Below are 24,680 nucleotides of genomic sequence, written 5' to 3'. Positions count from 1 at the left end.
GCCGCGTGGTAAAGTCAAAATTACAAGTTTCCTTTAGGTAATTGAACTTTCATGCACGGTAATGAGCTCCCCGATATGACGACCCCACCCTGGCTGGCGCAGGGTGAGCCGCTGGCGATTTCCAAAAGGATGGCGGAAGCGGCACTCGCTTCGCGCCGCGCGCCGAAACCGGTTCCGCAAGTCGACCCGAAGCAGGTTTTGCGCAGCATGTGGGAGACCTTCGAGATTGACCCGGCGCGCAGCGATGCCGAGTTTCGCGAGGCATGCGCGGAAGCGTCGCAGCGGCTGCAGGAGCAAACCCTCGACGGTTCGCTGCTGTCCGATGCAATCCTGCTTGCCATGTCGAACAATCCAGTGTTCCGCAGCGGCGCGGAGGATGTGCATCCGTTTGGCGAGCCGATGCTCGATGCCATCGCCGCGCACAAAGGCTTGGAGTACTGCGTCGACGTCTTCATCGAAATGCTCAAGCTGCAAGTGGGCTTCCTGCCGTCGCGGGAGAAAAAGCGGAAGGCGGTCATCGAGTGCCGCGAGCTGCTTCCGCTGGCCAAGTATGAGCCGTTCTGCGGGGCCGAAATTGCCCTGCGCCGCCAGCTGTCCAATGCACCGGAGGCGACTTGGCGGGCTTGTGCCGACAAGATCGAGCAAGCGCTGCCCGCCATCCCGCTCGCGCGCAGGGCTTCACTCGCCGCGCAGTTGCCGGAACGTCCGGAGCTGTCCAACCGCCTGGTGCATGAACTTGCAGGCAGCCCGGCGCATGCAAGCTTGCCGCTGCTGCTGGTGTCGGCCGACGAGCCGGAACTGCTGCGGGTTCTGGGCGAAAAAATGCCTGAGCGCGGACGCTACTTCACCAGCCCGATGCTGGCGGCGACCATCCTGGCCGGGAAGGGCGTGCAGGCATGCTCGCCCTTCAGCGTTGCCGTCACGCGCGATGTGGTCAGCGAGGCCCTGACCCAGATCGGCACCCCGGAAGCCATCCGGCTGCTGGTCGAATCGGTCGCGCAGACTACCGATCCGGAATACGAGGGATGGGATACCGCGGTCGAACGCCGGACCGCGCTGGTGCGCCTGGCTGCGGCGCTCCAGCAATGGCCCGTTGCCGGCATCGCTGCGCTGGCGGAGATTGGCGAAAGGCCGGGCAAGGTTGGCATGGTGGCGTCGTCCAGCCTGGCGGCGCTGGTCAGCGAGCATGCCGAAGTGGTTCCCCAGCTCCTGCGCTGGGTCAGCCCGGCTGCGCAGGCATTGCTGCAACGCCTGCTCGGACAACGCGATACTTCGCTGGAAGAGGCGGCGCGCGAGGATCTGCCGGGCGTGCTGGCGAACCCGCCGTGGCTGCGGCCGCGCAAGAAGGCCCTTGCATCGATCGATTTGCAGCCGTTGCCGCTGGCTCCCGTGGAGCGATGGGACGACGTCGACCGCGAAGAATGGGCGAACGCGGGCCCATGGTGGGAAGACACCTTCGAGCGCGCACGCAAGGATCCGGCAGCGTGGGTGGCGGAGCTGGGGTTCAGCCGCAATCCGGGGACGTCCGGCGATGAAGCCCGCAGGCAGGCGATCCAGGCCATCGCAGAAGCCGACAGCAAGGCGATGGTGGCCGCCTGGCGGCTGTACGTATTGGGCGATCCGTGGGCGCGCCTCTATGCGCCGTTGATTACGCGGCTGCCGGGAGAAATGGGCGTCGAGACCTGGAGCCTGCTTTCCAATTCAGTCGACGTCAGTGGCAGGTGCCTGGAATTCCTGCTGGCGCGATTCGGCTTGCGCGCGCTGCCCGGCTTTGAGGCTTTGCTGCGCCACCGCTTCGACGAAGTGGTCGAGTATGCCCCGTGCTTTGGCTCCGTCGGCATGGCGGCGCCGATGGCGCGCGCTGCGGTCAAGCTCAAGAAACTGCAGGCGCAGGGGCGGCGATGGCTGCTGCGCTTCCCCGAACATGCGATTTGCGGGCTGATTGCACCGGCGCTCGGCAAGGCGGGCGAAGAGAAGTCCTGCGCCATGTCTGCGTTGCGCTACTTGCGCGCGAACGGGCATGAAGCGCTGATCCTGAAGGTTGCGGCCCGATACGAGAACGCCGCAGTCTCTGCCACGCTGCGTGCCCTGCTCGATGAAGATCCGCTTGAACGCCTGCCGGCCAAGCTTCCCAAGCTCCCTGACTTCTGGGCGCCGCGCGGGTGGCGCCGCCTGGTGTTGAATGAGTCCGGCGGCGCCAGTGCCGGCAAGGCGGTGCCGAACGACGTGCTGGTGCATGTGGGGACCATGCTGATGCTGCCGACGGTCGATGGCGTGTATCCCGGCATCGCCCAGCTCCGGGATGCCTGCACCCCCGAATCGCTGGCGGACTTTAGCTGGGACTGTTTCATGGCATGGTTGAATGCCGGTGGCGTCGTCAAGGACGGCTGGGCGATGTCGGCCCTGGGCTGGCTGGGCACGGACGATACCGCCCGCAAGCTGATGCCGTTCATTAAGGCGTGGCCGCCGGAAGGGGCGCATGCACGGGCGGTAGCGGCGCTGGACGTGCTGACCGACATCGGCAGCGAACTTGCGCTGATGCTGATGAACAGCGTCGCGCAGAAGGCCAGGCAAAAGCCGCTGCAGGACAAGGCGCGCGAAAAAATCGCCAGGATCGCCGAGGCGCGCGGCCTGACGACCGAGGAGCTGGAAGACCGCATGGCGCCAGACCTGGGCCTCGGGCAGGACGGCACCCTCGTGCTGGACTTCGGTGCGCGCCGCTTCCGGGCCGGCTTCGACGAGGCGCTGAAGCCTTTTGTGCGCGACGAAGACGGCTACCGGCTGCCCGACCTGCCGAAGCCGAGGCAGAGCGATGACGAGGCGCTCTCCACAGCCGCGGTCGAGCGCTTCAAGGCCCTGAAAAAGGACGCCCGCGCCATCGCCAGCCAGCAGGTAGCGCGCCTGGAATGGGCCATGTGCAGCCGGCGCCGCTGGAGCCACCAGCACTTCCGCCAGTTCCTGGTCGAGCACCCGCTGCTGCGCCACCTCGTGCAACGCCTGGTTTGGGGCGTGTATGCGGTGGGCGGCGATGGCGCGCAATTGCTGGATTGCTTCTGCGTCGCGGAAGACGGCAGCTACGCCACCGGCGACGACGATGCCTTCACTTTGCCGGAGGGCGAGCATATCCGGGTGGGACTGCCGCATGCGCTCGAATTGCCGCCGCAAGCCGCCGAGAAGTTTGGCCAGGTGTTCGCCGACTACAAGCTGTTGCAGCCTTTCGTCCAGCTGGGGCGCGATACCCATGCGCTGGAAGCCGGCGAACAGGCGCAAGCGCAGCTCGCCCGCTGGAAGGGCGTCGTGATCGCCACAAACCGCGTGCTTGGCCTGGCCAGCAGGGGCTGGAGGCGCGGGCAGGCCATCAACGGCGGCTTGATCTGCTCCTTCCAGAAGCCGGCCAATGGTTCCAGGATCATCGAGCTGACGTTCGAACCTGGCATCTACGCGGGCATGGTCAACGAGAATCCGGAGCAGTCGCTGGAAAGCATCTCCGTGGGCATGCTTGCAAGTTGGGGCGGAATCAAGACGGCCGAAAGCCTGGCTGCCCTCGACCCGATCGCCGCCAGTGAACTGATACGCGACATCGAATCCCTGCGGGCATGAGCGCCCGCAAACACTACTTGAATGTGAACTCCTATGCGCCGTTTTGAATTCGTCGACGACAGCTCGAACAAATTTTGGGAAATTGAACAGGATGGATTGGACCTGAACCTGCGCTGGGGCAGGATCGGTACCCAGGGCCAGAGCCAGACCAAGTCCTTTGCCGACAATGCCAAGTGCAGCGCCGCCATGGCCAAGCTCATCGCCGAAAAGACCGGCAAGGGCTATTCTGAAGTGGACACGGCGCCGGCTGCCGCGATCGGCAAGACTGCGGCCAAGCCGGTGGCGGCGCCGGAGCCCGTGGCCGCTGCGGAGGCACCAGCGCCGGCACCGGCACCGGCGGCGGCCCCTGCGCCGGCGCCCGTTGCCGCCGCCGATCCGGCGACCACGCCGCCCTGGCTGGTGCACATGCCGCCCGTGTCGCTGCCCAGGAAGCTGGCGGCAGCAGCGCTGGCATCGCGCCGCTTCCCGAAACCGGTGCCGGCGGTCGATGCGCAGGACGTGTTCCGCCGCTTCTTCGAGTGCCAGCAGCCGGATGCCGACGCGACAGACGCCGAACTGCGGCCCGCATTCGAAGAAGCATGGGAGCGGCTGCGGAACCAGGTCCTGGACGGCTCATTGCAATCGGACGCCGTCTTGCTCGCGCTGTCGGCCAAGCTTCCCTATGACTGGGAAGGCAAGAATGAGCTGCTGGCGCTAAAGATGCTGCATGCCCTCGTCAAGCACAAGGGCCTGGAGCACTGCGTCGATGCCTTTATCGAAATGCAGCGCATGCAGGTAAAGTGGCAGAGTGCCGGAAACCTGCCTCGCAAAGTCAGCATCACGTCCATCATCACCAGTGAACTGGGCACCTCGAGCCTGATGACGCCGGTCGAAGTCGCCATGCGGATCCAGTTGTCGTCGGCACCGGAAGCAGTATGGCAGGCGTGCGCCGACAAGATCGAGAATGCCATCCCCTCCGTTCACGCGCTGCGCAGGGCCGGACTGGCGGCACAGTTGCCCGAGCGGCCGGAGGTTGCCGACCGGCTGGTGCCCGAGCTGTCCAAAGGCCCGGCGTTGGAGACCCTGCCCCTGCTGCAGCTGGCGGCCAGCGATACCGGCCTGCTGGAAAAGTCCGGTATCAAGATTTCCAGCCATGAGCGCTGGTCGAGGAATCCGATGCTGGCGGCGACGATGGTGCAGGAGCGCGGCCCGCATGCCTTCGCAGTGCTGAAACTGATGCCGTACTGCGAACCGGCCAACGAAGCCCTGGCTTTCGTCGGCACGCCGGAAGCCGTCAAGCTGCTGGTCGAGGTCCTGGCCGAGGTGTCCGATACCAGTACCTGGACTCCCGTGTCGCTGAAACTGGCGCGCGCCAGTTTCTCGGCCGCGGTCATGCACGCGCCCCTGGCGGGTATTGCTGCCCTGGCGGAACTGGGCGAACGGCGCGGCAAGGAAGGCGAAGTCCTGCAGCTGACGCTGGCGATGCTGCTGCGCATCCATTCCGGTCAGGTTCCGCAGCTGATGCCATGGCTGTCTCCTGCCGCGCAGGCCTTGCTGCATCGCCAGCTCGAGAAAACCAGCGCCACGGTTGCGCTGGCCGCACAGGAAGACCTGCCGGGCGTGCTGGCCGATCCGCCATGGCTGCGGCCGCGCAAGAAGCCTGCTCCCGCACTGGTGGTGCAGCCCTTGCCCCTGGCGCCGGTCGAGCGCTGGGACGACATCGACCGCGAGGAATGGCTGTCCGCTGCACGCAGCCATTACTGGGGGCGTATCGAGGGCGAGCCTGAAACTCCCGACCAGATGGCATGGGCGATGCGTTTCCACTGGCACGAACCCGATGTGGAAGCGTGCACCCAGGCCAGCAAGGCCATTGCAAATGCCGATGCCAACGCACTGGCCGCAGCTTGGCGCATGTACCGGCAGAGGGAAGCTGGTCGAGTGATCTGCGCGATGGCTATTCCGCTGTTGCCCGGCGCGATGGGCGCCGATGCCTGGAATATGCTGGCCAGCGACGTGGATCCTTACCCGCCGCAGATTGCCTTCCTGCTCGCCAGGCTTGGGCTGCCCGCGCTGCCCGGCTTCGAGGCGATGCTGGCGCGCCGTCCGGCAGATATGGCGCCATTGGCCAAATGCTTCGGCGCCGTTGGCATGGCATCGCCCATGGCGCGCGCCGCGACCAAGCTCAAAAAGGTGCAGGAGGAAGCCCGCCAGTGGCTGCTGCGCTTCCCCGCACATGCGATTTGCGGCCTGATTGCGCCGGCGCTCGGCAAGGCGGGCGAGGACCGTGATTGCGCGGCGTCGGCACTGCGCTACCTGCGCATGAACGGCCACGAGGCATTGATCTTCGACATCGCGGCACGTTACGAGGACGCTGCAGTTGACGCGGCATTGCGCGCCCTGCTCGATGAAGATCCGCTCGAACGCTTGCCGGCCAAGCTGCCCAAGCTGCCTGATTTCTGGGCGCCGCTGGGATGGCGCCGCCCGGTGCTGAATGACAGCTGCGGCGCCGGCGCGGGCAAGGCGGTGCCGGACCAGGCGCTGGACCACATCGGCACCATGCTGATGTTGCCAACCGCGGAAGGACTGTACCCGGGCATTGCGCAAATCAAGGACGCGTTCACTGCGGAATCGCTGGCGGATTTTGCCTGGGACTGTTTCTCGTCCTGGCTGAATGCCGGCGGCAATTCCAAGGAAGGCTGGGCCATGACCGCATTGGGCTGGCTGGGAACGGACGACACGGCGCGCAAGCTCACGCCGTACATCCGCGCCTGGCCGGGCGAGTCGGCGCATGCGCGTGCCGTGTCGGCGTTGGACGTGCTGGCCGACATCGGCACCGACACCGCGTTGATGCTGTTGAACGGCATCGCGCAAAAGGTCAAGTTCAAGGGCCTGCAGGACAAGGCGCGCGAAAAGATCGACAAGATTGCCGAGGAGCGGGAGCTGACCACCGAGGAGCTGGAAGACCGCTTGGCGCCCGACCTGGGCCTGGACGACAACGGCAGCGTGCTGCTGGACTTCGGCCCGCGCCAGTTCCGCGTCGGTTTCGACGAGGCGCTGAAGCCGTATGTGCGCGACAGCGATGGCAAGCGCCTGGCCGACCTGCCCAAGCCGAAGCAAAGCGACGACGCGGCATTGGCCGGCGCCGCCGTCGAACGCTACAAACTGCTCAAGAAGGACGCCCGCACCATCGCCAGCCAGCAAGTGCTGCGCCTTGAATGGGCCATGTGCAGCCGGCGCCGCTGGCTGCCGGAGCACTTCCGCCAGTTCCTGGCCCAACATCCGCTGGTGCGCCACCTGGTGCAGCGCCTGGTGTGGGGCGTCTACGAGATGGCCGGCAGCGGCGACGCCGGCGGCAAGCTGCTGGCATGCTTCCGCGTGGCCGAAGACGGCAGCTGGACCACCGGCGAGGACGACAGCTTCACGATGCCGGAAGGCGCCAATCTTTGCGTCGGCCTGCCGCATCCGCTTGAATTGGCGGCCGAAACTGCCGCGCAGTTCGGCCAGCTGTTCGCCGATTATGAGCTGCTGCAGCCGTTTTCCCAGCTGGGGCGCGATACCTATGCGCTGGACGCCGAAGAGCAGTCCGCGACGGTCCTGGAGCGCTGGAAAGGCGCCGTCGTTCCCACCGGCCGCGTGCTTGGCCTGGTCAACAAAGGCTGGCGGCGCGGGCAGGCGCAGGACGCCGGCGGCATCTGGTTCTTCCACAAGCCGCTCAGCCGCTCCAGGGTGATCGAACTGACCCTCGACCCCGGCATCATCGTGGGCATGGTGGACGAGTATCCGGAACAGACGCTGCAGACCGTCTCGGTCGGTTCGCCATCGAGCTGGGGCGAGATCAGGGCGGCCGAAAGCCTGGCGATCCTCGACCCGATCGCCACCAGTGAACTGATACGCGACCTCGAATCCTTGCGGGCATGACACCATGAAGAAAACACCCATCAAAGAATCGCCGGCCCTGCAGCGCCCACCGGCGGAAATCCTCCATGCGCAGGAGCTGCAGCGCCTGCGCGAGAGCGATAACGGTCCGCGCCCGCCGGGCTGGGCGCTCAGCCTGACCGCGGCGCGCAAGTTCATCCTGGGCGATGACACGCTGGATGTCACGCGCAAGATCGTGGCGCCTGCCGCATCGATCGAGCGCATGCTGGTGACCCTGGCAACGGGCCGCGGCCTGATGCTGGTCGGTGAGCCGGGCACGGCGAAGTCGCTGTTGTCCGAACTGCTGGCCACCGCCATCTGCGGCAAGTCGACCCTGACCATCCAGGGCGGCGCCTCGATCACCGAAGACCAGATCAAGTATTCCTGGAACTACGCCCTGCTGATCAACGAGGGCCCGAGCCCGCGCGCGCTGGTGCCTGCACCGCTGTACCAGGGCATGCGCGACGGCCAGGTGGTGCGCTTCGAAGAAATCACGCGCGCGCCGCTGGAAGTCCAGGACTGCCTGCTGGGCATGCTGTCCGACCGCGTCATGAGCGTGCCTGAACTGGCGGGCGATGACGGCATGCTGTATGCGCGCGACGGCTTCAACATCATCGCCACGGCCAACACGCGCGACCGCGGCGTGAACGAAATGAGCGCAGCGCTCAAGCGCCGTTTCGACTTCGAAACCGTGTTCCCCATCCTCGACTTCGACCATGAGCTGGCGCTGGTGAAGGAAGCTTCCGCCCGCCTGCTGGAGAAGAGCGCCATTCCGCGCAGCCTGCCGGTGCCGGTGCTGGAATTGCTGGTGACCACCTTCCGCGACCTGCGCGGCGCCGTCCAGGCGCACGGCGGCGACGCGGCCATGGACCGGCTGACAGCTGTCATGTCGACCGCCGAGGCGGTCAATGTCGCCCATGCGGTCGGCGTGCGCGCCTGGTTCCTCGAGCAGCGCGACGGCAGCCCGGCCGACCTGGTCGACTGCATTGCCGGCACGGTGGTCAAGGACAACGCCGACGACCGTGCCAAGCTGCGCCGCTACTTCGAACAGAAGGTGGCCAGGAAGAACGGCGCCCATTGGCAGGCCTACTTCGAAGCGAGGCAGCGTTTGCCGTGACGCCCGTATCGAACGAGCCGAACGTGTCGAACGAGCCGGTCATTCTCGGCGTGCGGCATCACAGCCCGGCCTGCGCGCGCCTGGTGGCGCACAAGATCCGCAGCCTGCGGCCGGCCTACGTCCTGATCGAAGGCCCGGCCGACTTCAACGACAAGCTGGAGCAGCTCTCGCTGCCGCACCAGCTGCCGCTGGCGGTCTACAGCTTCCTTTCCTCGGAAGGCGGGCACCGCGCGTCCTGGTCGCCGTTTGCCGAGCATTCGCCGGAGTGGCAGGCGCTGGCGGTCGGGCGTGAAACAGGCGCGCAGCTGCGCTTCATCGACCTGCCGGCGTGGGACGATGCCTTTGCCGACGTGCTCAATCGCTATGCCGACGTGAGCGACGAGACGCAGGCCGAACGCGCCGCCGCATACGAAGATGCGCTGCGCCGCAAGATGGCGGTCGACAGCAGGGATGCGCTGTGGGACAAGCTGTTCGAGCAGCAGGATTCGCTGGAGCTGCTGGAGCAGGGTCTTGCCACCCATTTCGAGCATCTGCGCGCGGGCGATGCGGGCTCGATCGGCAACCAGGCGCGCGAACGCATGATGGCGCGCTGGATCGCCTGGGCGATGGCGCGCGGCGAAGGCCCGGTGCTGGTGGTCTGCGGCGGCTACCATGCGCCGGCGCTGCAGCGTGCCTGGCGCAGCGAGGACGGCGCCAGCCCGCCGGCGCTGCCGCTGCCGGACGACGCCGGCGGGACCGTGCGCTTCGGCTCCTACCTGGTGCCGTACACCTTCAAGCGGCTCGATTCCTTCACCGGCTACGCATCGGGCATGCCTTCGCCGTTCTTCTACCAGCTGGCATGGGAGGAGGGCATGCAGGGCGCCGGGCCGGCGCTGCTGCAGCGGGTCACGCAGCGCCTGCGCAACAAAAAGCTGGCGGCATCGACCGCCGACCTGATCGCCGTGCACGCGCGGGCCGAGGCCCTGGCCCGCCTGCGCGGCCATGCGCTGCCGGCACGCTGCGACTGGCTCGACGCGCTGGCCGGCTCGCTGGTCAAGGATGCGCTGGATGCGCCGCTGCCGTGGACTTACCGCGGGCCGCTGCGCTTCGGCACCGACCCGATCCTGGTCGAAATCATGGACGTGCTGGCGGGCGATGTTGCGGGCCGCCTGGCGCCCGGCACGCCGCAACCGCCGCTGGTGCTCGCGGTCGAGGCCGAACTCGAAGCCCGCGGCATCAAGCTGCCCGCCGACCTCTCCCTCGACCTGCTCAAGCCCGCGGACCGCGACAAGAGCCGCGTGCTGCATCGCCTGCTGCTGCTGGAGATTCCCGGCATCGACCGGCGCGCCGGCCCCGGCCTGGCGCTGTCCGGCGAGCGCCGCGAGGAATGGTCGCTGCGGGCGCCGCTGGAGCAGCGCGCCGCGCTGATCGAGGCGGCGGCCTATGGCGCCTCGCTGGAAGACGCCGCGCGCATGAAGCTGGAAGAACGCCTGCGCGCTGCGGGGCGCGCCAACGGCGAGAGCCGTTTCGCGCAACTCGCCGATGCACTGAACCAGGCTGCCTTTGCCGGCCTGGCCGGCATGAGCGACGGCATCCTGTCCGAGCTGGAAATAGCGGTCGGCGGCGAACCGCGTTTCGAAGCTTTCGGCACTGCGCTGCCGGTGCTGCATTCCCTGCTGCGCCACGGGCAGTCGCTCGGCATGGCGGGCGCGCCGGTCCTGCGCACGGTAGTCGCGGCGGCCTTCGACCGCGCGCTATGGCTGCTGGAGGCCACGGGGCCGGTACCGGCGGGAGAATTCGCGGCGCATATCCATGGCTTCCTCGCCCTGCGCCAGGTGGCGCGCGATGCGCTGGCAGGCGATGCTGCGCTGCCTTTGCAGGTGGAGGCCGGGCGCGCCCTCGCTGTATGGCAGCGCAAGCTTGCCGACCAGCGTGCCGCGCCGCTCAGCCGCGGCGCCGCGCTGGGAGGATTGGTCAGCCTGAACGCCGGACGTAGCGCCGCCAGCGGCGAAGCCATCGCGCAGGCCTTGGCCTTGCTGGGCGAAATCGCGCCGGCGCAGGTGGGCGATGCGCTGGCGGGCATGCTGGCGCTGGCGCGCGATGAGCTGGTGCAGGAGGCGCACTTCGTTGCCGGGCTGGATGCCATGGTGAAGGCGCTGGACGACATCGACTTCGTGCTCGCCCTGCCGGCCATGCGCAATGCCTTCAGCTGGCTGCCGCCGCAGGAGCGCGGCCTGCTGGCCGACGCCGTGCTGGCCCAGCACAACGCGGCGCATTTGCCGCGGCGCGCGCTGACCGCGCACTTCGCCGGCGCCGATGCGGAAGACGTGGCCAGGGCGGCGCTGCTGGAGCAGGCCGCGCTGCGCAAACTTGCCTCCTGGGGATTGGCAGCATGAACTTGAAACTTCCTGATTCGCTGGCGCGGTGGCGCCTGCTGCTCGGCGAAGCGGCGACGCCTGCGCTGGGCGGCCTGTCCGGCGCGGCCCGCTCGGCGGACATGGCGCTGGATTGGCTGTACGGGCGCGATGGCGACGTCGCCGCGCGCGGTGAGCGCGGTGCGGGCCTGGGACCATCGCAGCTTTCCACGCCCGACTGGATCAACACGATCCATGAACTGTTCCCGAAGGAAGTGATCGAGCGCCTCGAAGCAGACGCGGTGGAGCTGTACGGCATCGACGAAGTGGTCACCAACCTTGAGGTGCTGGAGCGGATCGAGCCGTCGGAGGCACTGCTGCGCGCGGTGCTGCACACCAAGCACCTGATGAATCCCGAAGTGCTGGCCGCTGCGCGGCGGCTGGTGGCTGAAGTCGTGCGGCAGATCATCGAGAAGATGGCGACCGAGGTGCGGCAGGAGTTCGCCGGCGCGCGCGACAGGCGCCGCCGTTCCATGCTGAAGGTGGCGCGCAATTTCGATTTCAAGCGTACGGTGCAAGGCAACCTGCACCGCTGGGACCCGCAGCGCGGAAAGCTGTTCCTGGAGGCGCCGGTCTTCATGAGCCGCGTAAGGCGCCACACAGAGCGCTGGGACATCTGCCTGCTGATCGACCAGAGCGGCTCGATGGTCGAATCGGTGATCCATTCGGCGGTCATGGCCTCCTGCCTGTGGAACCTGCCGGGCATGCGGACCCGCCTGGTCGCCTTCGACACGGAAGTGGTCGACCTGACCTCGGACGTGTCCGACCCGGTCGAACTGCTGATGAAGGTGCAGCTGGGCGGCGGCACCGATATCGCCAAGGCTGTCGGTTATGCGCAGTCCCTGGTCGAGAATCCGCAGCGCACGGTGGTGGTGCTGGTCAGCGATTTCTACGAGGGCGGCTCGCAGAATGAACTGGTGCGCCGGGTCAAGGCGCTGGTGCAGTCCGGCGTCACGGTGCTGGGACTGGCGGCACTGGATGCGCGCGCCGATCCCTGCTACGACCGCGACATGGCGGCGCGCCTGGTGCGCGAGGGCGCGCACGTGGGCGCGATGACGCCCGGACAACTGGCAGCCTGGCTGGCGGAAAAGGTGCGCGGATGAACGCCACACGAACCGACCTGCTGGAACTGACGCCCGAGGCCCTGATCGCCCTGGCCAATGCGGGCTTCGTCAAGCGCGCGCAGAAGGACGTGGCTGAAGGCAACCTGCCGGTGCTCGAGGAGCTCACAGACGCCACGATCCGCGCAACCTACGCCGATGGCCATTGCGCCGTGCTTGGCCCCAACAGCACGCTGCGCGACGCCAGCTGCACCTGTCCAGCCAGCGGCTTGTGCCGCCACCGGGTCACGCTGGTGCTGGCGTACCAGGCGCAGGCCAGGGCGCTGTCGCCGGCGCAGCCGGAGAACCAGGCTGCCGACGATGCCGGCCCCTGGTCGCCGGCGCATTTCGCAGCGACGATGGCTGATACGGTTCCTGCCTCGACGCTGGCACAGGCGGCCAGGCTGGCGGCGGCGCAACCGGTGGTCAAGCTTATCGCGTGGCAGGAAGCGGCCGCCGTGCCGAGCGCCCGCCTGCCGATGTGCAATGTGCGCTTCTTCTCGCGCAGCAGCCTGACGCACGCCCGATGCGATTGCAAGGAGGGCAGCGGTTGCGCCCACATCGTCCTGGCCGTGTGGGCGTTCGCACAGGCGGAATTGAAGTCGCCGGGCTTTGCCGAAGCCAGCGTGACCCTGGCCGGTCCGCAGGAAGGCGGCCCGGCGCCCGTGGCGCGCGTGTTCGGCACGCAGGCGGCGGCAACGCTGCTGGAGCGCACGCAGGCCCTGGCGCTGCAAGTCTGGCTGGACGGTTCCAGCCAGCCGGTACTGGCACTGGAGGCGCGCTTCGAAGAAGTCTTTGGCCTGGCCAAACAACTCGAATGGTGCTGGATCGGCGAGTCCCTGCACGGCATGAAGGACCTGATGCTGGCGCAGCATGCGCGGTCCAGCCGCTTTGATCCGAAACTGCTGCTGTCGGCGCTCGCCGACCTGCATGCGCGCCTGGCGGCGGCGGTGCTGGCGGATGGCCAGGCTGCCGCCGGCCGGCTGCCGGAAGTACCGGCCAGCCAATTGCTCGGCATCGGCGTCAAGGGCGAAGTGGCGCTGGATCACCTGCGGCTGGTCTCCCTCGGCGCCCAGCTCTGGGCCGATGACGAAGCCGAGGGCGCGCTGCTGGTATTTGCCGACCCGGACACGCTTGCGGTGACCGTGATTGAGCGCAGCTGGCCGAAGCCGAAGGCGGGCGAACCGGGCATCGCCATCAAGTCGCGCAGGATCGCAGGCCAGTCGGTGGAAAGGCTGGCCGCCAGCCAGGTTGTTACCAGCGGCGCGCGGCGCCGCGCCAACGGTGCGCTGGAAATTGCCGCCGGTGCGCGCCAGACCAACGTGCTGCCTTTGTCGTCCAGGGCTTGGGACGACCTGATGGCGCCGCTGCGCCAGTCGTCCGCCGAGGGCTTGCGCGACTACCTGCTGGATGCCGTGCCGGATTTCGCGCGGCCGCTGCAGGCGATTGAACACATGCACGTCGTTCCCGTGGCGCAAGTCGGCGAATGGGAGTGGAATGCGGCGCGCCAGACGCTGTCGGCCTGGATCGAAGTGGGCCAGGGGCTGCACGAGCCCGGGCAGCGCCTGCTCCTTCGCAAGCGCCACAACCCGGCCGCGCCGCATGCCGTCGATGCGCTGGCAAGCGCCCTGTCCGGGGAATTCGGCGCACCGCTAGCGGTCTCCGGAACGGTCACGCTGGAAGGGGGACTGGTGGCCATCGATCCGTTTGCCGTCCTGACCGAACAGCGCGCCGTGGTGCCCGACGTGGAGAGCACGGCGGCGCGCGAACTCGCGCCGGCCGCGCTGCTGCATGAGGCGCCGCCGCTGGTGCACCTGGCCGGCCAGGTGCACGCCCTGCTTGGCCGATGGATGCGGCAAGGCTTGCGGCACCAGGCTGCGGGCGCCTTGAAGGAGGCCGAGGACCTTGCGGCAGCCATGGAGAGCAACGGCCTTGCCGCTTCCGCCGCCCTGCTGCGCGAGGCCGTGACCCTGATGCAGGCGCCGGACAAGCAGCCTTTGCCCGGCAAGCTGGCAACGCTTTATCTTTTACTCGCCGAAGTTGCACGTTCGGCTTGAAACCCGGGAGCTATCGTGGCACGAAGAACAAAGACCGATCCCTTGTTGGCAGCGCCTGACGGCAAAGTCCACTGGACGAAGGGCATGCAGGAATGGCTTGATCTTTTCGTCGGCGAAGCGGGCCTGTTCCCGCCTGGCGCCAGCTTCGAGGACGGCCTTGCCCAGCACAAGGCGCTGATGGGCAAGGAAAACTGGGTACCGTCAGCTTTCCGCCTCTTGCAATTGCACGGCGTGGATGCCTTGCCGCTGTTCGTGGACTGGATCGAATCGAAGCGCTACAGCCCGCCGGCGGTGCAGACGGCGCTGCTGAACATCCACAGCGAGCAGGCTGTCGACGCGGTGGTCGAACGGCATCGCAGCGCAGAGTTTCGGCCGCTGGTCCTGAAACAGGCGAAGAAATGGCCGATCGTGGTTCTGCGCAAGCTGCTCGATGTGAATCCGTCGAAAAAGCAGCCGGCTGCCTTGCTGATCCAGGAAATCCTTGGCCAGGACCCGGCCTGCCTGCCGCTGTTGCGGAAGCAGGCCGACGAAGCGCAGGCGAATGCGCTGGAGCGTTTGCTCGAAGTTGCCGATGCGGCGGAAGAAGCGGCGCCGGCGGACCTTCCACTGGTGCTGCGCGAGCTGCCCTGGTCGAACCGCGAGCCTTCCCGCGTGCCGGTGCTGGCATTGCAGGCAATGCATGACGCGCCGTGCTTCCATTGGTCGAAATGGTCCGGCAGCGACGGCCTGGAACTGAACGATCCCGACGAGTACGCGCTCAAGTACCTGAATACCTACTTGCCGCCGGAAACCGCAGCATGGGATCTTCCGCGCAAGGTGCTTTGGATTATCGGCATCGAGCCTGGCGCAATCGAGCGTGCCATCGCGACTGAAACCGTGAGCGAAGGCGATTTCGCGGAGTCGTCCGTCTATGGCTGGTACACGGCAAATTATCTGAAGGCCTTGCCGCCGAAACTGGCCAGCTCGGTCTTTTGCAATATTCCCGCTTCACGCTTGCGCTACTCCAGCCAGATGGCCGCGGTGTTTGCGTGGATGGGCCAGGACGGCCTGCCGGCTTTCACGCGCGTCTTTCCGACCGCATCGCTAAGTTCGATGACGCTGGCCGCGTGCCTGGAGTGGGACCAGATCGCGCTGTACGTCGCACGGGCCTTCTACGCAAACCGTTGGGTCAAGGATGCCGCCGGCGACTGGCTGCTTGCCTACCCGGCCGCCGCCGCACGCGGACTGCTGCCTGCGGCAGTCGGGCAAGATCCCGGCGAGCGCTTCATCGCACAGAACGCCTTGCGCTACCTTGCCGGCAACGGCCACGAGGCGGTGCTGGCGGCACAGGCAGCACGCTACGGCGACGCTGCGGCGGAGGCGCTGCGCATCATGCTGTCCGAGCCGCAGCGCGAATGGCTGCCGGACAAGCTGCCGACGCCGCCAAAGAGCCTGCACGTGCCCGGCCTGCCGCGCCTGTACCTCACGTCGAACGGCAAGGCGCTGCCGCTCGACGCGGTACCGCACGTGCTGACCATGATGGCGCTGTCCAAGCAGGACGCCCCGTCCAGCGGGCTGCTCGCGTTGCGTGAGGCGCTGACGCCAGGCTCGCTCGCCAGGTTCGGGCAAGCCTTGTTCGAATGGTGGCGCGACAGCGAAACGCCGCCCAAGGAGCGCTGGATCTTCTGGATGCAGGGCGTGATCGGCAATGACGAAACCGCCCGCCAGCTGAACGTGGCGCTGAAGCAGTGGCGCGCCGCGCTGATCCGCGTGCGCGCCTACGATGCGATGGAAATGCTGGTGCAGATCGGTTCCGACGTCGCCTTGATGTACCTGCACCAGTTGAGCGAACAGACCCGCTACAACGATCTGCAGGAGCGTGCCGAAGAAATGATGCAAGACCTCGCGCAGCAGCGTGGCCTCAGCATGGAGCAGTTGGCCGACCGCACAGTGCCGGACCTGGGCCTGGACGAAACCGGCCGACTGGCGCTCGATTTCGGCCCGCGTTCCTTCATCGTGCGCTTCGACGAACACCTGCTGCCCTATGTGTGCGACAGCGACGGCAAGCGCATCAAGGACTTGCCCAAGCCGAACAGCAAGGACGATGAAGCGATCGCCAAGGCCGCCTCCCAGCGCTACAAGGACCTCAAGAAGCAGGCGAAGAACGTCGCCAGCACCCAGGTCGCTCGCCTGGAAAGCGCCATGTGCAAGCAGCGGCGCTGGACGGTGGAAGAGTTCGAAACCCTGCTGGTGCGCCATCCCTTGCTGCGCCACCTGGTCTCGCGGCTGGCGTGGGGCGCCTACGATGCGGGCGGCAGCTTGCTTATCCTGTTCCGGGTTGCCGAAGACCTGAGTTATGCCGGCGTCGACGACAGCGCCGTGCAACTGCCGCAGGACGCCAGGATAGGCATCCCGCACCGCCTCGAACTGGCGGATGCCGACGCGCAGGCGTTTGCGCAGTTGTTCGCCGATTACGACATCCTGCAGCCCTTCGAACAACTGGGCCGCGCCACTTACCGCCTGGACGAGGCGACGCTCGACGGCAGCATCCTGCCCGAATGGCGGGACCGCAAAGTCAGCACGGGCGCCCTGCTGGGACTGGAAAACCGCGGCTGGGAGCGCGAAGTCGGCGATGGCGGCTGCATCGGCTCGTTCACCAAGACGCTCGACGGCGGGCAGACGGTCTGCCTCGCCCTGGAAGGGGAGTGGTTCGTCGGTGGACCTGCCGATCCGGCGGCGATCCATACGATCACGCGTTGCGGGCTGGGCGGAGCGTCCTGGCGTTCCCTGTCGCCGCTGCTGGTGAGCGAGATCCAGCGCGACCTGCACCAGATGAACTGGACTCAATGAGCTGCGAACGGGAGTCTATCCAGCGCCAGGTGGCCCTGGTCAGTCATGGCAGCGCCTTCCTGCGCAAGAAGCTTGCGCTCGAGGACTGGTACCAGCATGGGATTTTCTTTGGCGCGCGGCTGCAGTTCCGCGACCGCAGCGGGAACGCCTTGCTGGCCGACGACTTCCCCCTGTGGCTGGCCACGCTGGCCCAAGCCGGGGCCACGCGGCTGTCACTGCATCCGGCAACGGGGCTTGGCATCGCCGCCTTGCCGGCCATGGACTGGAGCCGGCATGTGGTGGCGGTCCATTTTCCCGACCGCTACCAGCTCTGGGCCGTTGGCAAGGAACGGGCCGCGTGGAATGACGGCAGCCAGCGTGTTCCCAGCGCCGCCAGCCATGCCGGCGACGTCGATTGCTACCTGTACCTGGAGGAGCGGCCGGGCGTGCTCGAGGTGCCGCATACGGACTGGAAGAAGCTGGCCGCCGAGATCGCCGCCGATCTCGCGGCCCCGGTGCCTTCCGACGCGGTGCCGGCCGCGCCTTTTTGTGCCGAAACCAGGGCGAGCGCTGAGTGGGCCAGGATGCCGCTGTTCGTCGCCCACGGCGCCGACTCGCTGGCGCACCGGGTGCTGGCGACGCTGGTCCACAAGCAGGGAAAATTCGCAAACGACACCAATTCCAAGAACGAAAACAGCAGCTACCACTACATGGACGAGGCGGGCGCGGCAGCCATGCGGCACTGGGGCGAGCGTCTCGATAGCTGGGTCGCTGAAGTCCTGCTGCGCGCCGCCAATATCGGCAGCGCAACGGCCACGCAGCATGCCGGCGCACGCCTGCTCCAGCCGCCGCCGGCGCCCGAGCAAGCGCCGGTCGCGCCTTCGGCTCGGGCCGCGCCCCTGAACCTGGCGCCCGTCGGCGCAGCGCAGCCACCGGCGGAAGGCAAGTGGACGCGCCGCATCGGCCTCGCCGCCGCGATTGCGGTACTCAGTGTGCTGGTGGTCGCCGTATCGCACATCATCGTCCGCTTCCCCTGGCTGGCTATGCTGGTGGGCCTGCCGTTGGCGCTGATGCGACAAAAAAAGTAGTTATGTAATATTTGTAATTGACAGAAAATACACGGTCATTCATGATTTGATATTTATTTCCCAAAGGAAAAGATCGTGTTCATTGTCTGGGGGCGCAAGATTACGCGCCGCACAGTGGGATATGTCGCGGACTTCTGCGGCGTTTGCAGGGTGCCGCGCGCCTTCCGCATGACGCGCCTCGGCTCGGCCGGCCACGTGTATTACATCAGCTTCGGCGAGGGCAAGCTGGTCGGGCACCAGCGCACCTGCACCAGTTGCGGCGCGTTCAGCGATGCCGACGTGAATGCCTATGCCCGCGTCTCGAAGAGCTCCGGTCCCATGGAAACCCTGAAGCGCGAGACCCACCCCGGCCTGGATGAGGCCCTGGAACAGCGCCTGGCCCTCGAAGTGCGCGTCAAGACCGCACCGCACCTGCTGTCGGAAGAAGAGCGCCTGGGGCTGATCTACTCCCCGATCAACCTGTTGTCGCCCAAGGTGGAACGGCACTTCGCCACCACGCATATGGATGGCGGGGTGGCGCTGGCAATCGCCGGCGGCATCGGCCTGTGCTTTGTCTTGCCTGTCATTGGCTCGGCCATATCGTCAAGCTATGGTCCGCCGGGCTTCCTGCTGGGCCTGGTGGCCGGCTTTGGCCTGCTGATCTGGCAGCTCATCGCCTCGGGGCCGCGCTTCATGCGCAAGGAAATCCTGCCGCTGCTGGCGAAATCCCTGGCGCCGGTGAAGCCGAGCGAAGCCGAGCTCGAGCGCGCCTTGCGTGAATACAAGCAGGCCGGCCACAAGATCGGCAAGAAGCTGACGGCAGCCCAGGTGCTCGAGGCCATTCGCTCGCGGCGCTAGAAGTTCAAGTATGATCGCCCTGTTGCCAGGACTATATTGAACGCCATGCTACAGACCCCCGCCGGTTTCCTGCCCCTGATCCAGCCAGCTCCTGCTGAAAACATCCAGACGCTGGTCTTCCACAAAGACCGGCTGCTGTTGCGGGAGGAGAGCCTGGCCCTGCCGCCGCACGCGGAACTGCTTGCCGCCGGCCTGGAACTGGCCGGCGCGATGCCGCTCGGCACCTGGGAAGGGCGCTACTGGCAGGTCGCGCAGGCGCCGCACGACACCCCGCCGCTGGAGGGCCACGCCTACGTCGGCCTGCGCGCACTGTTCGGCGCCGTCGACGATGGCTTGCTCGGCGTGGCCGGGCGCGGCTACCAGATCGCCGAATGGGCGCGCACGCACCGCTTTTGCGGCGCCTGCGGCTCGCCGATGCTGCTGGCGCCCGGCGAGCGCGCCATGCGCTGCACCGCCTGCAGCCACCTTGCGTACCCGCGCATTTCGCCTGCCATGATGGTGCTGATCAGGAAGGGCAGGCAGCGCCTGCTGGCGGCGCACGCCAATTCGCCGTACAAGCGCTACACGGCGCTGGCGGGCTTCCTGGAAGCCGGCGAATCGGTGGAAGAAGCAGTGCACCGCGAAGTGTTCGAGGAAGTCGGCCTGCGCGTGCACAATCTCAAATACTTCGGCAGCCAGTCCTGGCCTTTCCCGCATTCGCTGATGATCGCCTTCACCGCCGAATACCTGGACGGCGAGATCGTCACCGACCCCAGCGAAATCAGCGATGCGCGCTGGTTTGGCCCCGAAGATGAGTGGCCGGCACTGACGCATACGGTTTCCATCGCCAGCGAGCTGCTGGCAGCGAACCGACCCTGAACGCTGTATACTGGTGGATTAGATTCCACATTTCACGGTTCTTGCAATCATGACTAAAGAAGTATTCACCGAAGCCGACTGGCGCCGCCTGCTGGAGCACCTGGGCGAAGACCCGGACCGTCCAGGCCTGATCGAAACCCCGCACCGCGTCCACAAGGCGTGGAAGCACTGGGTGTCGGGCTACGGCCAGGACCCGGCGGAAGTGCTGAAGGCTTTCGAGGATGGCGCCGAGCAGTACAACGAGCTGATCGTCGTGAAGAACATCCCGGTGTACAGCCATTGCGAGCACCACCTGGCGCCATTCTTCGGCAAGGCCACCGTGGGGTATGTCCCGAATGGCAAGATTGTCGGTTTGTCCAAGCTGACCCGCCTGGTGGACGTGTTCTCCAAGCGCCTGCAGGTGCAGGAACGCATGACCATGCAGATCGCCGAAGCGCTGATGCAAGTGCTGGAACCGAAGGCCGTGGGCGTGGTGGTCAAGTGCCGCCACCTGTGCATGGAGTCGCGCGGCATCCGCACCGCCGGCGAAGAGACCGTGACCTCCGCCATGCTGGGCGAGCTGCAGCCGAACCTGGCGATGCGCACCGAATTCCTGGCACTGGCTCGCGAGTCCTGATCCATGGCTAACGCTATCGAATGGTTCGAAGGCGATTTCGACGCCGCACTGGAGGCAGCCCGCGCTGCCGGCCGTCCGCTGTTCCTGTACTGGGGCGCCGTGTGGTGCCCGCCGTGCAACCGGGTCAAGTACGAAATCTTCGGCCGCGAAGATTTCCAGGCCAGGCTGCAAAGCATGGTGGCGATGCAGCTCGATGGCGACAGCCCGAACGCGCAGGCACTGGCGGCGCGCCTGAAGCTGCGCAGCTATCCGACCATGGTGATGTACCGTCCGGATGGCAGCGAGATCACCCGTCTGCCGTGCGAACTCGATGGCGAACTGTTTGGCGAGGCCCTGATGGCGGCGCGTTTTGCCGGCCATACGGCGGGCGAGTCGATGGCTGCTGCGCTGGATGGCAAGCGTGCCCTGTCGCCGTCCGAATGGACGCTGCTGTCGAACTACTCGTGGGATACCGATGAAGGCGTGCTGCTGCAAGGGCGCGACCTGGGCGTGACGCTGACCACCCTGTCGCAACTGGCTGCCGCCGCCGTGACCGGCGAGGCGCCGGCTGCGGCGCGCCAGGTGGAAGATGCCGCCGTGCGCCTGCGCCTGCATGCGATGGTGGCGCAGGCCGGCCGCGTGGTCGATGCCTCGTCGCCTGAATTCCTGTTGAAGGTGCTGGGCGACGAGCGCGTTGCGCGCGCCAATATGGACATCTTCGGCAACAGCGGCCACCAGCTGGTGCGCGCTGCGCCGGCGCGCCACGCTGAACTGGCGGCTGCCATGGCCGGTGCCGCTCAGGTATGGGCCGAGGACATGTGGTTGTCGGCGCCGGACCGCCTGACTGCGGTGCGCTTGCAGGTGCGCATGTCGCGCATGGGCCATGTGGCGGAAGGCTTGCCGCAGCTTGTGCGTACCCGTGTGCAGCAGGCGCTGGCGCTGGTGGATGACAAGTATGGGCGGCATACGCTGGTCAACACGGCGGTCAGCGCGCTGAATGATGCGGGGCTGCATGCGGAGGCGGAAGCTTTGCTGCAGTCGGTGCTGGTGGAATCGCATGCGCCGTATTACTTCAAGTTGAGCCTTGCATCGGCGGCCAAGCGGCGCGGCGACCTGCCGGGCATGCTGGATTGGTATGAGAAGGCGTGGCGTTCGGCGGTCGGGCCGGCGACGCGTATCCAGTGGGGGGCGACCTACCTCTTGGCGCTGATCGATACCACGCCGGGCGATACCGCGCGTATCGAAGCTGCGGCCGCGGCGCTGGGGCAGGATTTTGCCAATGCGCCGGATGGGTTCAAGCAGCGTAACCTGACGCAGGCGCAGAAGCTGGTGGCGAAGCTGCCGGCGGGGCTTGCGTTGGTTGACGCTTTGCGGGCGGGTATCTAAAACCGGTAAACCGGTGTCTGACCCACAGGGTCAGACACCGATACGCGGCCGTCGCGTACCAGGGGTCAAATCAGCCCAGCCGCAAGACCTCCGCCAGCCAATCCACAAACACCCGCACCCGCGGCGACAGATGCCGGTTGTGCGAGTAAATGATCGACACCGGCAACGGCGCCGGCCGCCACGCCGGCAGCACCTCCACCAGCTCCCCGCTGGCGAGCAAGTGCTCAATCCCCGGCAACGGAATCTGCGCCAGCCCGATCCCCGCCCGGCAAGCCCCCAGGTAAGCCTCCGAACTCCCCACCGACACCCTGCTGCGCACCGACAGCGTCCTGACCTCCCCATCCACCACGTACTCCCAGGGCAGGTCGCGCCCGGTCTGGCTGGAAAAGTAATTGACCGCCCAATGCTCGCGCAAATCCTCCAGCGTCCGCGGCGTCCCATGCGCCGCCAGGTAAGAAGGCGACGCCACGTTCACCTGCACCATCGCCCCCAGCGGCCTGGCCACCAGGGTGGAGTCCCGCAACACCCCCGCCCGTACCGCGCAATCGATGCCTTCCCCCACCAGGTCGACCATGCGGTCATTGGCCCCGACCCGGATCTTGATCTCCGGGTAGCGCGAGAAGAAGTCCGGCAGCGCAGGAATCACGCTCAAGCGCGAGATTCGCTCCGGCAGGTCGACCCGGATCGTGCCGGAAGGCTTGCGGCCATCGGACAGGAACAGGGCATTGATGTCCTCCAGTTCATTGAGCAGCGCACGGCAGCGCTCCACATACAGCTGCCCCTCCACCGTCAGGCTGACCTTGCGCGTGGTGCGCTGGAGCAGCCGCACGCCGAGCTGCTGCTCGATGGCCTGCACGGCATTGGTCACGGTGGGGCGCGGCAGGTCGAGCTGTTCGGCGGCCTGGGTGAAGCTCTTGCTGTCGGCCACCGCCAGGAAGACCTGCATGGCCTTGAACTGGTCCATTGTTATCTATTGCCGAATAAAGATGTAATAAACGAGGCATTTATTGTTGGATTCGATAATAGCACAATGGTTCCCATCGAAACCCCACCTGGAGAGCACGCATGGAAACCCGCAAACTTGGCAGCACCGGCCCGCAAACTTCCCAACTCGGCCTCGGCCTGATGGGCATGTCCGACCTGTACGGCCCGGCCGACCGCGCCGAAAGCCTGGCCACCATCCACGCCGCGCTGGATGCCGGCGTCACCTTGCTCGACACCGGCGACTTTTACGGCATGGGCCACAATGAAATGCTGCTGGGCGAGGCGCTGCAGGGCCGCCACCGCGAGCAGGTGCAGGTCAGCGTGAAGTTCGGCGCCCTGCGCGACCCGGACGGCGGCTTTATCGGCTACGACTCGCGCCCGCAGGCCGTGGCCAATTTCCTGGCCTATTCGCTGCGCCGCCTGGGCACCGACTACATCGACATCTACCGCCCGTCCCGCCTGGACCCCGCCACGCCGATCGAGGACACCGTCGGCGCCATCGCGGAGCAGGTGCGCAAGGGCCATGTACGTCACATCGGCCTGTCCGAAGTGAATGCCGACACGCTGCGCCGCGCCCATGCCGTGCACCCGATCGCCGACGTGCAGATCGAATACTCGATGATCTCGCGCGGCATCGAAAACGGCTTGCTGCAAACGGCGCGGGAACTGGGCGTCGGCATCACCGCATACGGCGTGCTGTCGCGTGGCCTGATCAGCGGCCACTGGAGCGCGCAGCGCGAAGGCGAGCAGGATTACCGCGGCCTGCACAGCCCACGCTTCCAGGGCGATAACCTGAAGCACAACCTGGAACTGGTGGAACGCATGCGGGCGGTGGCGCAGGCCAAGGGCATCAGCGTGGCGCAGTTGGCGATTGCCTGGGTGATGGCGCAGGGCACCGATATCGTGCCCCTGGTCGGCGCCCGCACCCGTACCCGCCTGCAGGAAGCGCTGGGCGCGCTCGACGCGGTGCTGCTGCAATCCGACCTGGCAGCGCTGGAGCTGATCGTGCCGCAAGGCGCCGCAGCCGGCGGCCGCTACAACGACTACCAGCTTTCCCACCTCGACAGTGAAAAGGCCGCCTAGGCGAAAACCTCGCCAAGGAAGTCGACGAACGCCAGCACCTTGGCCGCTCGCTGGTGCCGCTGCTGGTACAGCGCGGTCAATGCGGGGCCGGGCGCCTGGTAGTCGGCGAGCAGCGGAACCAGGGCGCCGCTGCGCAGCTCCCCTTCCACCGAAAGCGACAGGAACTGGCCAATGCCGGCGCCGGCCTTGCATGCTTCGACCAGGGAATCCACATGGTCGAACGCGGCGCGCGCCGGCGGCGTGAACGCCAGGCCATCCGAGAACCGCCACGCGCGCAGGCGGCCGGCGCGCGGCAGGATGAATTGCAGGCACGCGAATCCTGCCAGTTCGCCCGGTGTCGAAGGGGTGCCATGTTGCGCGATGAAGGCCGGGGATGCGCAGCAAATGAAGCGTGTTTGCAGCAATTGCCGCGCGATCAGGCGCTCATCGCCGATTTCGCCCAGCCGCAAGAGCACGTCGTATCCTTCCTCCACCATATCGACCAGGCGGTCGCTGGCGCTGGCCTGGAGCACAATGCCGGGATGGCGAGCGAGGAAGCGCGGCAATGCCGGCGCCACGTAGATCCGTGACACCAGGCCGGGCATGTTGACGCGCAAGGTGCCGCGCGGCTCGCGGGCCGCATGCTGCAGGTTCGCCTCCAGCTCTTCCATTCCGGACAGCAGGCGCTGCGCCTGCTCGTAGCACTCGCGCCCTTCGCCAGTGAGCGACATGCTGCGCGTCGTGCGGTTCAACAGCTTGACCTCGAAGTGGGCCTCCAGCGCATTGACTTGCGCGGTGACGGACGATGTCGAAATGCCCAGCCTTTCCGCTGCGCGCGAGAAGCCACCGGTTTCCACTACCGCGCAAAAGACGCGCAAGGCATCAAGTTTGTCCATCACGC

At 66.9% G+C, this 24,680-nt stretch carries 15 protein-coding genes; 13 read left to right on the top strand and 2 right to left on the bottom strand.

Annotation, left to right across the window (positions count from 1 at the left end):
- Positions 1–75: 75 nt before the first annotated feature.
- The 12 genes from ACN9M3_RS00315 (at position 76) to ACN9M3_RS00260 (ending at position 21,733) form a co-directional block, all read left to right on the top strand.
- Complete coding sequence (locus ACN9M3_RS00315) at positions 76–3,600, top strand: DUF4132 domain-containing protein (RefSeq protein WP_426319846.1); 3,525 nt, start codon at positions 76–78, stop codon at positions 3,598–3,600.
- A gap of 33 nt (positions 3,601–3,633) precedes the next feature.
- On the top strand, positions 3,634–7,497 hold the full coding sequence (locus ACN9M3_RS00310) for a WGR and DUF4132 domain-containing protein (protein WP_426319844.1): 3,864 nt from the start codon (positions 3,634–3,636) through the stop codon (positions 7,495–7,497).
- A 4-nt stretch (positions 7,498–7,501) separates the two neighbouring features.
- Entirely contained in the window at positions 7,502–8,611 is a 1,110-nt protein-coding gene (locus ACN9M3_RS00305) for an ATP-binding protein (protein WP_426319842.1), read from the top strand.
- Entirely contained in the window at positions 8,608–10,986 is a 2,379-nt protein-coding gene (locus tag ACN9M3_RS00300) for a DUF5682 family protein (RefSeq protein ID WP_426319840.1), read from the top strand. The genes ACN9M3_RS00305 and ACN9M3_RS00300 overlap by 4 nt, the downstream gene beginning before the upstream one ends.
- Entirely contained in the window at positions 10,983–12,107 is a 1,125-nt protein-coding gene (locus tag ACN9M3_RS00295) for a vWA domain-containing protein (RefSeq protein ID WP_426319838.1), read from the top strand. Before ACN9M3_RS00300 ends, ACN9M3_RS00295 begins: the two co-directional genes overlap by 4 nt.
- A complete protein-coding gene (locus ACN9M3_RS00290) occupies positions 12,104–14,161 on the top strand; it encodes an SWIM zinc finger family protein (RefSeq protein WP_426319836.1) in 2,058 nt (685 codons plus the stop codon). The genes ACN9M3_RS00295 and ACN9M3_RS00290 overlap by 4 nt, the downstream gene beginning before the upstream one ends.
- A 15-nt stretch (positions 14,162–14,176) precedes the next feature.
- Positions 14,177–16,990 carry a DUF4132 domain-containing protein gene (locus ACN9M3_RS00285; RefSeq protein ID WP_426319834.1) on the top strand — a complete coding sequence of 938 codons (2,814 nt, stop codon included), beginning with the start codon at positions 14,177–14,179 and terminating at the stop codon, positions 16,988–16,990.
- Entirely contained in the window at positions 16,987–18,057 is a 1,071-nt protein-coding gene (locus tag ACN9M3_RS00280; protein WP_426319832.1) for a hypothetical protein, read from the top strand. Before ACN9M3_RS00285 ends, ACN9M3_RS00280 begins: the two co-directional genes overlap by 4 nt.
- A gap of 75 nt (positions 18,058–18,132) precedes the next feature.
- The gene (locus ACN9M3_RS00275) at positions 18,133–18,894 is read left to right on the top strand and encodes a hypothetical protein (protein ID WP_426319830.1); all 762 of its coding nucleotides are present in this window, start codon (positions 18,133–18,135) and stop codon (positions 18,892–18,894) included.
- 45 nt (positions 18,895–18,939) lie between these two features.
- Positions 18,940–19,752, top strand: a complete 813-nt coding sequence (gene nudC, locus ACN9M3_RS00270) for an NAD(+) diphosphatase (protein ID WP_426319828.1) — start codon at positions 18,940–18,942, stop codon at positions 19,750–19,752.
- 49 nt (positions 19,753–19,801) lie between these two features.
- Entirely contained in the window at positions 19,802–20,368 is a 567-nt protein-coding gene (folE, locus tag ACN9M3_RS00265; protein ID WP_426166450.1) for a GTP cyclohydrolase I FolE, read from the top strand.
- A gap of 3 nt (positions 20,369–20,371) precedes the next feature.
- A complete protein-coding gene (locus ACN9M3_RS00260; RefSeq protein ID WP_426319826.1) occupies positions 20,372–21,733 on the top strand; it encodes a thioredoxin family protein in 1,362 nt (453 codons plus the stop codon).
- A 70-nt stretch (positions 21,734–21,803) separates the two neighbouring features.
- Here the strand turns inward: ACN9M3_RS00260 and ACN9M3_RS00255 are convergent, their stop codons facing one another.
- Positions 21,804–22,697: a LysR family transcriptional regulator gene (locus ACN9M3_RS00255; RefSeq protein ID WP_426319824.1), complete on the bottom strand. Its 894-nt coding sequence runs from the start codon at positions 22,695–22,697 to the stop codon at positions 21,804–21,806.
- A 101-nt stretch (positions 22,698–22,798) separates the two neighbouring features.
- Between ACN9M3_RS00255 and ACN9M3_RS00250 the strand changes: the two genes are divergently transcribed.
- On the top strand, positions 22,799–23,800 hold the full coding sequence (locus tag ACN9M3_RS00250; RefSeq protein ID WP_426319822.1) for an aldo/keto reductase: 1,002 nt from the start codon (positions 22,799–22,801) through the stop codon (positions 23,798–23,800).
- On the opposite strand, the gene ACN9M3_RS00245 is transcribed toward ACN9M3_RS00250, so the two are convergent.
- Positions 23,797–24,675 carry a LysR family transcriptional regulator gene (locus ACN9M3_RS00245; protein WP_426172352.1) on the bottom strand — a complete coding sequence of 293 codons (879 nt, stop codon included), beginning with the start codon at positions 24,673–24,675 and terminating at the stop codon, positions 23,797–23,799. The two genes, ACN9M3_RS00250 and ACN9M3_RS00245, sit on opposite strands and share 4 nt — an antisense overlap.
- Between the last annotated feature and the right edge of the window lie 5 nt (positions 24,676–24,680).

The organism is Pseudoduganella sp. R-43 (assembly GCF_049913255.1).
GTDB lineage: Bacteria > Pseudomonadota > Gammaproteobacteria > Burkholderiales > Burkholderiaceae_D > Rugamonas.
This window is presented reverse-complemented; position numbering and strand designations above follow the sequence as displayed.

Coding starts and splice junctions, on each gene's coding strand:
- ACN9M3_RS00315 (WP_426319846.1), top strand. CDS start 76: ATGACGACCCCACCCTGGCTGGCGCAGGGTGAGCCGCTGGCGATTTCC.
- ACN9M3_RS00310 (WP_426319844.1), top strand. CDS start 3,634: ATGCGCCGTTTTGAATTCGTCGACGACAGCTCGAACAAATTTTGGGAA.
- ACN9M3_RS00305 (WP_426319842.1), top strand. CDS start 7,502: ATGAAGAAAACACCCATCAAAGAATCGCCGGCCCTGCAGCGCCCACCG.
- ACN9M3_RS00295 (WP_426319838.1), top strand. CDS start 10,983: ATGAACTTGAAACTTCCTGATTCGCTGGCGCGGTGGCGCCTGCTGCTC.
- ACN9M3_RS00290 (WP_426319836.1), top strand. CDS start 12,104: ATGAACGCCACACGAACCGACCTGCTGGAACTGACGCCCGAGGCCCTG.
- ACN9M3_RS00280 (WP_426319832.1), top strand. CDS start 16,987: ATGAGCTGCGAACGGGAGTCTATCCAGCGCCAGGTGGCCCTGGTCAGT.
- nudC (WP_426319828.1), top strand. CDS start 18,940: ATGCTACAGACCCCCGCCGGTTTCCTGCCCCTGATCCAGCCAGCTCCT.
- folE (WP_426166450.1), top strand. CDS start 19,802: ATGACTAAAGAAGTATTCACCGAAGCCGACTGGCGCCGCCTGCTGGAG.
- ACN9M3_RS00260 (WP_426319826.1), top strand. CDS start 20,372: ATGGCTAACGCTATCGAATGGTTCGAAGGCGATTTCGACGCCGCACTG.
- ACN9M3_RS00255 (WP_426319824.1), bottom strand. CDS start 22,697: ATGGACCAGTTCAAGGCCATGCAGGTCTTCCTGGCGGTGGCCGACAGC.
- ACN9M3_RS00250 (WP_426319822.1), top strand. CDS start 22,799: ATGGAAACCCGCAAACTTGGCAGCACCGGCCCGCAAACTTCCCAACTC.
- ACN9M3_RS00245 (WP_426172352.1), bottom strand. CDS start 24,675: ATGGACAAACTTGATGCCTTGCGCGTCTTTTGCGCGGTAGTGGAAACC.